Genomic DNA, 12,444 nt, shown 5'->3' on the forward strand with positions numbered 1-12,444 from the left:
CGTTACCGCGTTTGGCCAGCTCATGAGGCATGTCGGGGGCGCGTTGGGGGACGGGGGTGGCGTGCGGGTAGACCGAAGGCCCCGGCGTGCGCGGGCGCGCTGCCGGGGCCTTCCGCTCCGAGGTGGTGCCAGCGGCCCCTCGCGGGCCGCCTTGACCGATCGTTAGGCGGTGCGCGACAGCAACCGCTCGGCCGCCCACTCGCCCGACTGCACCGCCGCCTCACTGGAGGGCCGCTGGTACACCCAGTCGCCCGCGTACTCCACCGCGCGCGCCTCCCGGCCGACGAAGGCGCTCTGCAACCGCAGCGCCAGCGGCGACGCCTCCGGCGACGCGTGCGGGAAGCGGTGCACGAACGCCTGCCGCAGCGCCGCGCCAAGGCCCGGCGCGTACCGCTCGGCCCGCGGCACCAGCGCCGCCAACACCTCCTCATCCGGCGCGTCGAGCAACTCCCGCGTCGCCCGCCGCGCGGTGAGGATGCTGACCAGGCCGCGGCCCGCGGGGGCCCGGTTGGCGGCCTTGGCGTGCTCGAACGTCACCCCGCTCACACAGCCGTCCTCCACCTCCGGCACCAGGACGGCGTAGACCGCGGGCGTGCCGCGTCGCTGCGGGGGCATCAGTGGGCGGTCCACCAGACAGGTGATGCGCATCATCGGCGTGTACGAGGCCGCCTGGAGGAAGGGCGTCTCGTCCGCGGGGGCGCCCGGCCGCAGCTTGTCCGCCAGCGGAGCGGGCACCGCGAGTACGACCTCGCGCGCCGTCACCGTCTGCCCGTCGGCGAAGACGAGGGTGACCCCGGCGTCGGTGTCCTTCACCTCGGTGACGGCCCGCCCGGTGCGCACGTCCAGGCGCTCGGCCACCGCGTGGGCCAGTGAGTCCATGCCGTCCCGGTAGGTGCGCCAGCCCAGCAGGCCGCGCGTGGAGAGCATGGTGGACACCAGCGGGCCCGCGCACGAGCGGTGCGGGTCCCAGGCCCAGGCGGTGGCCACCGCCGGCTGCAACACGTAGTCGTACAGCTCACGGTCGCGGCCCGCGGCCAGGCTGGCCACCGTCCGGGTGGCCAGCGGGCTCTGCCCCGGGTGCCGGGTGTCGAAGCCGCCGGCCGAGCCGGCGATCTCGCCCACCAGCGAGCTGAGCGCCATCCGGCCGCCGAGCGAGAGTCCGGAGCCGCTGAGCGCCCCGAACCAGTGGCCGGTGCCCGCGTGGGCGCGCCCGTTCCGCCAGACGCCGGCCAGGCTGGTGACCTTGCGGACCCCGCCGTTCCGGTCGAGCCCGACCGACCTGATGAGCCGCCAGGTCGCGTCGTAGCCGGCCGCCGCGAGCGTCTCGGTGCCCTCCTCGACGATCCAGCCGTCCACCCGGCGGGCCTTCATGCGCCCGCCGACCGCCTCCTGCGACTCGAAGACGACCGGCCGGCGGCCCGCCTCCCGCAGCCGGTAGGCCGCGGTGAGGCCGGAGATCCCCGCACCCACGACGGCGATGTCCACATCGGCCAGGTCCTGCGCCATGCCGTTCCCTTCCCTTTCCTCGTCCACCCCGCGCGGTGCGCCTCGCGCCCCGCGCGCCCTGCCCGTACGTCGCGCGCTCGGCTATGTCCAGCGCCCGGTGCCGTACGCGCTCGCCTCACCCAACAGGCGCTCCCGCAGCTCCATCCGGCGCACCTTGCCGGTGCTGGTGCGCGGGAACTCGTCCCACTCCAGGAGGCGCGGGTCGGCCATCCGGGGCAGGTCGGCGGTGGCCCGCTGCCAGGCCGCCTGGTCCCAGGAGCCGTCCCGGGTGCACACCACCGGCAGCGGCAGCTCGCCCGGCACCCCGATCACCGCGGCCTCGGTCAGCCGCGGCAGCCGGTCGGCCAACACGTCCTCCAGCTCGATGCAGCTCATCCCGGGGATCACGTCCACCTCGCGGTCGAGCAGCCGGAAGGCGCCGGTCCTGCTGCGCACCGCCCAGTCGCCGGTGTTCCACCACTTGCCCTCGGCCTTGAGCTGCCAGCGGTCCTCCTCGCCGAGGTAGCCGACGCAGCGGCCGTGGGTGCGCGAGAGCACCACGCCGGGCGTGCCGTCGGGCACCGGCCGCAGCGTCTGCGGGTCCACCACCTTCATCCCGGTGAAGCCGGGGATCGGGCGGCCGACGTCGCGGATGGTGGGGTGCCGGTCGCCCTGGGCCTCCAGGTCGCGCCGGGCCAGCAGCCGGAAGGTCATCGGGCCGGTCTCGGACTGCCCCCAGCCCTGCAACCAGGTCGGGAAGCGCCGCTGGCTGGCCCGCAGGAACGTGCGCACCGTCGGCGGGTGCATCGCGTCGAAGGTGCTGACGTAGACCCGTACGTCCGTGAACACGTGGTGCGGCTTCTCCGTCAGCGGCTCCCAGCCCACGTAGGTGGCGGGCAGCGCCTCCAGGTAGTTGGGCCGGTGGCGGCGGAACATCCGCTCGGCGGTGGCCGGTTCGCCGTCGGTGAGGATCAGCGCGTGCTTCGGCTCCAGCCGTAGCGTCCCCGCGCTCCAGGTGATCATCCGCATGTGGTTGTACGCGATGGCCGTGGCCACCGTGTCCCGGTGCTTCATGCCGACGATGGGCCACGGCAGCGACTCGGTGCGGCTGAGGTGCCCCATGATCGTGTCCGCCGAGTGCACCACCAGCTTCGGCACGCCGGTGGTGCCCGAGGTGTGGGTGGCCACCATCGGTTCGTACGAGGCGGCCCGCACCGTGCCCGGCACCCGCGCCCCGCGGAACTCGTCCACGTGCGTCGCGCCGTCGGCGGGGCCGTCGATGGTCACCACGCGCGGGGCGAACGCGGTCACGTCCACGCCGGCCGCGGCGGCCGAGCGCACGATCTCACCCGTGGTCACCAACACCCGGGCGTCGGCCCGCTTGAGCACCGTCTGGAGCGTGTCCGGCGGCAGTGAGCCGGCCACCAACACCGGCAGCGCGCCCACCCGCGCCGCGGCGGCGGCCAGCAGCAGGTAGTCCCAGTGGTTGTCCTTGGCGATCGCCACCCGGGAGCCGGGCCGCGCCCCCGCCTCGTACAGCCACGCCGACGCCTCCGCCACCAGGTCGGCGAGTTGCTGCACCGTGTACTCCGCCCCCCGCTCGGGGGCGATGTCGAAGGGGCGGCTCAGGTGGAAACGGGTGCGCCGACCCCGTTCCGCGTGGCTCTCGAACAGCGAACCCAGGCCCGAGGGCCTGCTCTTGCCACTCATGACTCTCCCGTCAGTGAATGAGGTTGACCAGGATCAGGCAGGCGACCCCGGTACGGAACGCCACGACGCCGCGCCGGCGCGCCAGCAGCGCGTCGCCGTTCCGGACGAAGGACACGTACTGCCGCACCCGCAGGGCGGTCAGCGGCAGCATGGCCAGCACGAACCACCACGGAGCCCAGCCCACCACCGCGGCGGTCCCGGCCAGCAGCACGTCGGCGGCGCTCAGCAGCCCGATGAAGCGGCGGTTGCCCCGCTCGGAGGCGCGCACGGCCACGGTGCTGCGCCCGACCGCCGCGTCGCCCTCGATGTCCTTGGTGTTGGAGTACGCGGAGACCAGGATCTGCCACAGGCCGAACAGCAGGCCCTCGACGAGCAGCAGCGCGGGCAGGTCGCCGGCGACGAACCCGTACGGCGCGATGACGATGACCATCGGGCAGCCGGCGATGAGGAGTTCGCCGAGCCCGCGGTAGCTGAGCTTGAGGCCCCAGGAGTACTGCCAGCTCGAGACGAGCACCAGGCCGGTGACGACCAGCGCCCAGACCGGCTGGTGTTCGGCGGCGGCGGCCGAGGTGGACCAGAACAGCGCGCCCCAGGCCAACGAGAGGTAGCCGAACCACTGGGCCTGTCGCAGGCGCAGGGCGCCGGTCAGCAGCGGCTTGCGCTGGAGCGGGCGCAGCTCGGTGCCGTCCTCGCTGAGGTAGTTCGCCGCGTCGCTGCCGTCCTGGTACCCGTTGACGTCGTCGAAGGCCATGACGGCCGAGACCACGCCGATCTCACCGAGCAGGAACAGGCCGAGCGTGAGCAGGTCGTTCCCGGCCAGCCCGGAGCCCGCGGCCAGCGCCGAGACGACCACGAGGACGCTGAGGTAGTAGTCCAGGACGAACTCGAACTTGGCCAGGCGGGCGAAGGCCGACAGACGTGAGGCGAACCCCCGGGCCGGCGAACCGGGGCCGGACGCACCCTGGGCGCGCCGGGCCCCGGCGGCGGTGATCGCGTTCATGGACGGCCCGCCGAGCCTCAGCCGACCGTGAGCAGCTTGTCGGCTGCCCGGATGCCGGAGAGCATCGCGGCCTCGGAGATCGGCGAGGTGAAGTAGTCGCCGGCGAAGACCACCGGGGCGTGCTGGAGCCGGATGACCCGGGCCGACTTGCGGTAGCGGCCGGGCTCGGGCACCGGCATGGCCCACGGCCGCTCGGCGATCTCGAACGGCTCGGCGTCGGCGGGGAAGTCCGGCCACAGCGAGGTGACCAGCCGCGTGGTCTCGGCGAACTGCTCCTCGGTGGAGAGCTTGAGCAGCCTGCGGGTGGCGGCCCGGCCCGGGTAGACGAACGCGAGGTGCTTGTCGACCGGGCGCCCGTTCGCGTCCCGCACCTGACGCGGGAAGGTGATGATCGTCTTGACCGGCGGGTCCTCGGCCCCGGCGGCGACGATGTGCGCCTCGGACGGCATGCTGGAGAAGTCCACCAGGTACGACACCGACAGCGCGGGCTCGTACTTCTGGGTGGCCAGGAAGTCCCTGGTGTCCTCGCCGACGATCTGACGCGGCAGGGCGGCCGTCAGCTTCGCGGCGACCGGCGCCGGGGTGGCCATCACGACGTCGTCGAAGACCTCCTCGCTGAGCGTCCCGTCGGCGTCCCGGGCGGTGACGCGCACCTCGCCGTCGCTGACCTGGAGGTCGGTGACCTCGTTCTCCAGGCGGATCTCCGCGCCCTCCGCGTTCTTCTCGGCGATGATCTCCATGCCGCCCTTGAACACGTAGAACTTGGCGCCGGCGATCTGCGCCTGCATGGCCCGGACGTGGGCGGCCGAGATGTCCTCGCAGCGCCACAGCCAGAACGACTCGATCTCCGGCCGCAGCAGGTTGTCGAAGCCGCGCTGGGACATGCTCTTGCGCGCGTATTCCGCGGCATTGGTGCCATCGTCGTACTTGGCGAGCTTGAGCGGGTCGAAAAGGTCGAGTTCCTTGCGCTTGAGCGTTTCCTTGAGGGTGGCGGTAAGGAATCCGATGCGGTCCCCGAGTTTTACGTGGGGGAAGGTGAAGAGACTCTTCATCGAGTCCGACAGGAGCTCGGCCGGCTTTCCGTTGTCCACCACGATCACGTTGTTCGACATTTCCGTGAGCTGGTCCTCGAGACCGTACTCGCGGATGCGCTCGAACATGATCTTGTAGAAGCTCGTGAACCACAGGTTGACGCCGACATCGGGCTCGATCTCCGGACGGTGCCAGGACCGCGCGCGCCCACCGAGGCCGGCGGTGGTCTCGTAGATGACGACCTCCCGCCCGTTCTTCAACAGCTCCTTGGCGGCGGCGCAGCCAGCCATACCGCCGCCGACGACGGCAGTCCTCTTGCGTCGAGCCATGCGTGTCGCACCTCCACAGAACAGGGTTGCTTCCGAGCTCTCGGAAAACGTAAATCCGTACGAGGGGGCGATAAATAGCAGGGGTGGGACAAGAGTTGGTAAGCAGACTCTTGCCATGACCGAGAAACGGCCGCGCGCGGCGGCGGGGGAGTAGCCTGTCTCTCCACGTACGCCAGCCGACCGTGCCCCGAATGAAGGGTTACGTCAGATGTTCGCCTCTCTGGCCCGCTTCACGTCCGGTCGCAGCAGACTGGTGCTGTATCTCAGCGGAGTTCTGTTCGTCATCGCGGGAGCGCTGGGTGGTGGGGTCATCTCGAAGCTGTCGGCGGGTGGCTTCATCGACAGCTCCACGGAATCGGCCAGGGCCGCCGAGATCATGGACGAACGCTTCCACGCGGGCGCCCCCAATCTCACGCTCCTGATCACCGACGAGCGGGGCGTGGACGACCCGAAGGTGGCCGCGGCGGGCCGTGCCATCACCGCGCGGCTCGACGGGGAGAAGGACGTCGAGCACGCCGTTTCCTACTGGTCGCTGGGCAATGCCGAGTCACTGCGCGGCAAGGGCGGCGACCGCGCCCTGGTGCTGGCCCGCATCAACGGCGACGAGGACCAGATCCAGGACCGGTTCGACAAGCTGGAGTCGCGCTACGAGGGGAAGATCGCCGGCGTCGACGTCACCATCGGCGGCAGCGCGCTGGCGAACAAGGAGATCGTCGAGACCACCGAGAAGGACCTGCTCAAGATCGAGATGGTCACCTTCCCGATCCTGTTCGTGGTCATGCTCTTCGTCTTCCGCAGTGTGGTCGCCGCGCTGGTGCCGCTCCTGGTCAGCGGACTGACCATCGTCTCGGTGCTGCTGACGCTGCGTGTCCTGACGCTGTTCACCGAGGTGTCGGTGCTGGCCACCAACGTCGCCACCGGGCTCGGGCTCGGGTTGGCCATCGACTACAGCCTCATCCTGATCAAGCGCTACCGCGAGGAGCTGGCCGGCGGCGCCGAACCCGACGGGGCGATCGCCACCGCCCTGCGGACCGCCGGGCGCACCGTCGTCTTCTCCGCGGTCACCGTCGCCCTGGCCCTGGCCGCGCTGCTGGTCTTCCCTTTCTACTTCCTGCGCTCGTTCGCCTACGCGGGCATCCCCACCGCGCTGCTGGCCGCCGTCGTCTCGGTGACCTTCCTGCCGGCCCTGCTCAAGGCGCTCGGCCCGCGCATCGAGAAGGGCCGGGTGGGTCGCCGGAAGCTCCCGGTGGAGGAGGCGGTGGCGCGCGGCGAGGACGTCGAGGGCTTCTGGCACCGGCTCGCCCTCACCGTGATGCGCTTCCCGGTGCCGATCGCCACGGCCGTCATCGCCCTGCTGCTCTTCCTCGGGGCGCCGTTCCTCGACCTGAAGATGAGCCTGGCCGACGAGCGGGTGCTGCCGGCCAGCACCCAGTCGCGCGAGGTCGGTGAGACCATCCGGGCGGACTTCCGGGCCCAGGAGACGCAGGCGCTCAACGTCGTGCTCAGCGACGCGCCCGCCAAGGGCGAGCGCGACATCGCCGACTACGCCAGGACCCTGTCCGGCCTGACCAACGTGGCCCGGGTCGACACGGAGGCCGGCACGTTCGCGGGCGGCCGACAGGTGGCCCCGCCGACCCCGGCCGCCGACCGGTTCGGCGTCGCCGACAGCACGTACCTGTCGGTGGTGCCCAAGAGCCAGTCGCTGTCCGAGAAGGGCCGCCAGCTCGTCCAGGACATCCGCGCCGTCGACGCCCCGTACGACGTGCGGGTGGGCGGCCCGGCGGCGGAGCTGCACGACTCGATCACCTCGATGAACGACCGGCTGCCGCTGTCGCTCGTGGTCATCGCGGTCAGCTCGTTCATCGTGCTGTTCCTGTTCACCGGCAGCATCGTGCTGCCGCTCAAGGCGCTGGTGCTCAACTGCCTGAGCCTGAGCGCCACCCTCGGCGTACTGGTCTGGGGCTTCCAGAACGGCCACCTGGAGGGCATCGTCGGCGACTTCGTCGTCACCGACTCCATCACCTGGACGGTGCCGGTGCTGCTGTTCTGCATCGCCTTCGGCCTGTCGATGGACTACGAGGTCTTCCTGCTCTCCCGGATCAAGGAGGAGTACCAGCTCACCGGCGACAACACCAAGGCCGTCGCGCGCGGCCTGGAGCGCACCGGCTCGACCGTCACCGCCGCCGCGCTGCTGATCGCCATCGTCTTCCTGGGGTTCGTGATCTCCGGGATCGTCTACCTCAAGGCGATCGGCGTGGGGCTCGCCATCGCGGTCCTGATGGACGCCACGCTGGTACGTGGCGCCCTGGTGCCCGCGTTCATGCGCCTCGCCGGCCGCGCCAACTGGTGGGCACCGGGCCCGCTGCGGGCGCTGCACGACAAGATCGGCCTCAGCGAGGGCGAGCCCGCCCCGGGCGAACCGCGCGCCGCGTCGCGGGACCGGAGCCGGGAGTCGGTGGGCCGGGACTGAGACGCCCGAGGGGCGGGCGGGCCCGGTGCGCCCGGGCCCGCCCGCCCCTCGCGTGCCATGCCGGCGCCGGCGGGCTCAGCGCCCGGCCGGGCCCGCGTACAGCAGCCGGTTGGGCGAGCCCTTGCCGATGTTCTTGAGCACGCCCCGCGTGGCCGTGGAGGTGATGAGCTTCTTCGCCTCGGCCATGGTCAGGTCCGGGTTGTCGCGCTTGGCGACGGCGAGGGTGCCGGCCGCCAGCGGGGCCGCGAACGAGGTGCCGTTCCAGCCCTTGAGCACCTCGGTGTCGCTGCCCTCGCCCGCGCCGGAGACGCCGGCGCCCGGGGCGAAGGCGGTCACGCAGGAGCCGTAGCTGGAGGGGTTGGCGTCGGTGTTGCGGGCGTCCGTCTTGTTGGTGGCGCCCATGGTGATGGCGCGAGGGTCCTTGGGCGAGTTCTGGCAGTCACCCTTGCCGAAGTTGCCCGCGATGAACACCACGAGCAACCCCTTGTCGACCATCGCCTTGGCCGCGTCGTCCATGGCCCGGTCGGCGATGCCGTCGCTGCTCTGGATGCTCATGTTGACGACCGACGACGCGGGCGCGTTCTTGGTCGTCCAGTTCATGCCGTCGAGGATTTCCTCGGTGGTCGCGCTGTTGTCGCAGCCCAGGATGCGCACGGCGCGTATCTTGGCCTTCTTCGCCACCCCGTAGGTCCTGCCCGCGATGTGGCTGGCCACGAAGGTGCCGTGGCCGGCGCAGTCCTTGGTGCCGTTGCCGTCCTTGATGGCCGAGTAGACGCCCGACGCCCGCCCCTCGAACTCCTTGTGGCTGGCCCGTATGCCCGAGTCCAGCACGTACACCGGCACCCCGGACGCGTCGCCGGTGGGGGAGTACCTCGTGTTCAGCGGCAGCTTCCGCTGGTCGATGCGGTCCAGGTGCCAGGGCGCGCGCTGCTGGGTGGCCGGGGGCGCGGGGCGGCTCGCGGTCGGGGCCGCCTCCTGCCGGTGGACGCGTACGGGCTGCACGTAGGCGACCGCCGGGTCGCGTCGCACCTCGTCGAGCGCGGCGTCGGACAGGTCGGCGGAGAAGCCGTGCAGCGTCTCGGTGTAGGAGCGGCGGACCGTGCCGCCGGCCTCCCGCGCGGTGGTCACCGGGCCGGCCAGCGCCCTGTGGGCCGAGGCCGTGGCGCCGCTTCGGGCCGGCTTCTTGAGGACGACGACGTAGCGGCCGTCGACGGCGTCGGCCCCCGCTGCCTGGAGCGGCGCCAGTGGCTCGGACGGGTTCGCGGCGGCGCTGGCCGACCAGGTGAGGACGGTGCCGCCCGTCGCGACCAGCGCGAGGGCCAGGGAAGCGGCCAGGGTTGATCTCGCCATGGGGGTTTCTCCTGTGAGGGTGGTGGTCCGCGGTGGCACGTCCGCGGAGTCGGGCGCTCGGTGTCGGGGACAGGTGGGCGGGTGGAGCGGGCAGTGCGCCGCGATGGGCGCGGCGGCGCTGACCGGGCTGATGGTGTCGAACTCATGGCCTAAGAACAAGGAAGGTTGGGCAATTTGTTCGATCTTCGCCCGGGGCGAACCGCGCGTGGCATGGCGCACCCCGCGCCGGCGGGGTGTCGCGGTCGCCGGCTATGGTCCGGCTCCTGACATGCGCCGACGGCTCGGTGGCGGGGTGGCGGGCGCGCGGCGGGCGCTGTCGGGCGGGTGTCGCGGGGGAGCGCGCGACGGCCGCGCGCCGCGTCGTACGACCACAACGCGGGCGCGGCGCAGGGGAGTTGCCAGGAACGGCACGCGGAAACTCAGGGCGGGTTCGCCCCGCGGGGCGCGCGCCGACTGCCGCGGGCCCTCGCCGTCGTCGGCCTTGCCCAGGAGGAGGACACCGACATGTTCGCGCTCACCACGGCGGAGCGGCTGTCGCGCTCGGACGCCCCGGAGGCTCGCGCGACTTCGCCCGGGTGTTCGGGCACTTCGGGGGCTTCCAGCACGTCGTGGACGTCGGCGGCGGGGACGGCACCCTTCTCGCCAGCGTCCCGCGCCGGTTCCGCACGCCGCGCGGCACCGTCCACGACAGGGCCGACGGCCTCGCGCAGGCCCCGGACAGGCTGGCCGAACCGGACCTGACCGGGCGGTGTGAGCTGACGGTCGGCGACTTCCTCGCGTCCGTGCCGGCCGGCGCCGACCTGTATCCGATCACCTGATCAAGAGCGTGATCCACGACCGGAGCGACGAGAGGCGCGCGGGCGTCCTCCGGCGCTGTCGGGAGGCGCGGCCCGAGCACGGCCGGGTGCTCGTCGTGGAACCGAGCACCACCGCGCCAGCCCACGCCGGGCGGGTGGCCACGCCCGCTACCGGCGCGGGGGCTCCTCGCGGACCACCTCGCGCGGGTCCTTGTCCTCGCGCAGCCCGAGGAAGCGCGGGTGGCGCAGCATGCCGTCCCGGGTCCACTCGGTGAAGGCCACCTCGGCCACCAGCTCGGGCCGCACCCAGTGCGCCCGACGCTCGCGCACCGCGTCGGTGAACGGCGACGTACCGCTGGCCAGCTCCCCCAGCCGCGCGCTGAGCCTCCGCAGCACGGCCTCGGTGTAACCCGTGCCGACCTTGCCCGCGTACCGCAGACGGCCGTGCGCGTGGTAGCCGAGCAGCAGGGCGCCGAACCCGGTCCTGCTGCCCGACGGCTCGGTGAAGCCGCCGATGACGAACTCCTGCCCGCGCGAGCACTTCAGCTTCAGCCAGTCGGGTGACCTGCGCGGTACGTAGCGGCCCTGCGCCCGCTTGGCGATCAGCCCCTCCCAGCCCCAGGCACACGCCTGGTCCAGCAGGTCCTGACCGCCCTCGTTGCGGTGCGGGGTCAGCCGCAGCGGCTCCCCGAACGTCAGGGCCCGGCGCAGCAGCGACTTGCGGACCCGCAACGGCAACCGCGTGGTCCGGAAGCCCTCCAGCGCCAGCAGGTCGAACAGGTAGTACGTGACGGCGACGCCGGTGGCCCGGGCCCGGCGCGGATCGGTGAGCCCCATGCGCTGCTGGAGCCGGGCGAAGTCGGTGCGCCCGCGCCAGAGGGCGACCACCTCGCCGTCTACGGTGAAGTCCGCGCACGGTTGCGCCGTCAGCGCCTCGACCAGTTCGGGATAGGTGCCGCCCAGGTCCTGCCCGCTACGCGAGAACAGCCGCGCCTCACCACCCGACTCGCGCACCGCCAGCGCCCGCACCCCGTCGAGCTTGCGCTCGAAGACCCACCCGTCACCGAACGTCCGCAGATCGCTGAGCTGGGCGAGCATCGGTCGCACCGCCAGCTCACGGCCCGGCGGCGCGACCGACAACAACTCCCGCTGCGCGGCGGGCAGCCCGGCCAGCAGATCGCTCATCTTCGCGCGCCCCCACCCGCCGGCCGCTCCTCGGCCGCCACCTGGCGAAGGGTGCGCCCGGTGCGCGCCGAGCGGGCGCGGGCCGGGTCCGGCGTTCCGCGCTGCCGGGCGGAGCCCGCCCGGCCCTCCTTGACCAGCAGCCAGGACTCCCGCTCACCGTCGCCACCGCGGAAGCGGGTGAGCGCGAAGCCGCCGCGCAGCTTGCCCCCGTCGAGGTGGAACGAGACGTGTCCGGCCGCCAGCGCGTCGGCGAACGGCACCGGTCGGTTCCGCTTGTCGTGGGTGAGCGGGCGGTAGGTGCCCTCGTCCCAGACGATCACGGTGCCCGCTCCGTACTCGCCCTCCGCGATGACGCCCTCGAAGTCGCGGTACTCCAGCGGATGGTCCTCCGTGGGCATGGCGAGCCGCTTGTCCTCCGGGTTGGTGGACGGGCCCTTCGGCACGGACCAGGACTTGAGCACGCCGTCCACCTCCAGGCGGAAGTCGAAGTGCAGGGTGCTCGCGTCGTGGATTTGGACGACGAAGCACGGGGCGGTGGTCCCGGAGGGGCCCGCGTCGCCGCGCGGCTCGGTGGTCCGGTCGAAGTGGCGCTTGCGCCGGTAGGTCTCCAGCGGGTGGCCGCGGCTCATGGCGTCCCGGGCCTCACGCGGACAGCGCGGGCCCGTTCCCCTCGGCCGTGGCCCAGGCCAGTTGCCGACGCGCCGCGCTCAGGGCCGCCTCTATCTCGCGCGTCCCGGTCGTCACGCACAGCGTGTAGACCACGTCCTCCATGCGACGGCGCTCGTGCCCGTCGTGGGCGGCGGCGCACCGCGCGCGCAGCGCCTCGTACCGGTCGATGAGCTCGCGCAGCACCGAGGGGTGAGCCATCAGCATCGTGGATCTCCTTGTCGCCGTACGCGCCGCCCGCGGGTCGGGGCATCCCCGGCGGCGACTCCTGCCCATGGTGCCGGTGGGCGGGCCGCCCCGCACGGCGAGCGCGTCCCGGCCCGGGGGGCGGGACGCGCTGGGGTCGTCAGGACGAAGGGGTCGGCAGCGGGGGGTCGGATGTCCGGGTCGCGCGGTGCGCGGCCCGGGGGTGGTGGGTGT

11 protein-coding genes are annotated in these 12,444 nt (G+C 72.6%); 3 read left to right on the top strand and 8 right to left on the bottom strand.

What is annotated here, in order from left to right:
* Positions 1-162: 162 nt before the first annotated feature.
* The 4 genes from AC3CHW_RS33585 to AC3CHW_RS33600 form a co-directional block, all read right to left on the bottom strand.
* The gene (locus AC3CHW_RS33585; protein WP_488469013.1) at positions 163-1,506 is read right to left on the bottom strand and encodes a protoporphyrinogen/coproporphyrinogen oxidase; all 1,344 of its coding nucleotides are present in this window, start codon (positions 1,504-1,506) and stop codon (positions 163-165) included.
* Positions 1,507-1,587: 81 nt separating this feature from the next.
* The gene (locus tag AC3CHW_RS33590) at positions 1,588-3,195 is read right to left on the bottom strand and encodes a class I adenylate-forming enzyme family protein (protein ID WP_187062524.1); all 1,608 of its coding nucleotides are present in this window, start codon (positions 3,193-3,195) and stop codon (positions 1,588-1,590) included.
* 10 nt (positions 3,196-3,205) lie between these two features.
* Entirely contained in the window at positions 3,206-4,195 is a 990-nt protein-coding gene (locus AC3CHW_RS33595; RefSeq protein WP_488469014.1) for a UbiA family prenyltransferase, read from the bottom strand.
* 17 nt (positions 4,196-4,212) lie between these two features.
* On the bottom strand, positions 4,213-5,556 hold the full coding sequence (locus AC3CHW_RS33600) for an FAD-dependent oxidoreductase (protein WP_176160040.1): 1,344 nt from the start codon (positions 5,554-5,556) through the stop codon (positions 4,213-4,215).
* Between the two features lie 208 nt (positions 5,557-5,764).
* On the opposite strand from AC3CHW_RS33600, the gene AC3CHW_RS33605 reads away from it, so the two are divergent.
* A complete protein-coding gene (locus tag AC3CHW_RS33605; RefSeq protein WP_488469015.1) occupies positions 5,765-8,026 on the top strand; it encodes an MMPL family transporter in 2,262 nt (753 codons plus the stop codon).
* Between the two features lie 75 nt (positions 8,027-8,101).
* Here AC3CHW_RS33605 and AC3CHW_RS33610 read toward each other — a convergent pair whose 3' ends face one another.
* Positions 8,102-9,376, bottom strand: a complete 1,275-nt coding sequence (locus AC3CHW_RS33610) for a S8 family peptidase (protein ID WP_488469016.1) — start codon at positions 9,374-9,376, stop codon at positions 8,102-8,104.
* A gap of 575 nt (positions 9,377-9,951) precedes the next feature.
* On the opposite strand from AC3CHW_RS33610, the gene AC3CHW_RS33615 reads away from it, so the two are divergent.
* Both AC3CHW_RS33615 and AC3CHW_RS33620 read left to right on the top strand, forming a co-directional pair.
* The gene (locus AC3CHW_RS33615) at positions 9,952-10,194 is read left to right on the top strand and encodes a methyltransferase (RefSeq protein ID WP_488469017.1); all 243 of its coding nucleotides are present in this window, start codon (positions 9,952-9,954) and stop codon (positions 10,192-10,194) included.
* 8 nt (positions 10,195-10,202) lie between these two features.
* Positions 10,203-10,448, top strand: a complete 246-nt coding sequence (locus AC3CHW_RS33620) for a hypothetical protein (RefSeq protein WP_488469018.1) — start codon at positions 10,203-10,205, stop codon at positions 10,446-10,448.
* Here the strand turns inward: AC3CHW_RS33620 and ligD are convergent.
* From ligD to AC3CHW_RS33635, 3 genes are read right to left on the bottom strand one after another with little or no spacing between them, the layout of a single operon-like run.
* Positions 10,342-11,358, bottom strand: a complete 1,017-nt coding sequence (ligD, locus tag AC3CHW_RS33625) for a non-homologous end-joining DNA ligase (protein WP_488469019.1) — start codon at positions 11,356-11,358, stop codon at positions 10,342-10,344. The two genes, AC3CHW_RS33620 and ligD, sit on opposite strands and share 107 nt — an antisense overlap.
* A complete protein-coding gene (locus AC3CHW_RS33630) occupies positions 11,355-11,987 on the bottom strand; it encodes a DNA polymerase ligase N-terminal domain-containing protein (RefSeq protein WP_398609455.1) in 633 nt (210 codons plus the stop codon). Before AC3CHW_RS33630 ends, ligD begins: the two co-directional genes overlap by 4 nt.
* Before the next feature lie 13 nt (positions 11,988-12,000).
* Positions 12,001-12,231, bottom strand: coding sequence for a DUF5133 domain-containing protein (locus AC3CHW_RS33635; protein ID WP_187062531.1), 231 nt, complete (start codon positions 12,229-12,231; stop codon positions 12,001-12,003).
* Positions 12,232-12,444: the final 213 nt, after the last annotated feature.

The sequence above is a fragment of the Streptomyces sp. MGP-BFMKR1 genome, from assembly GCF_057766585.1.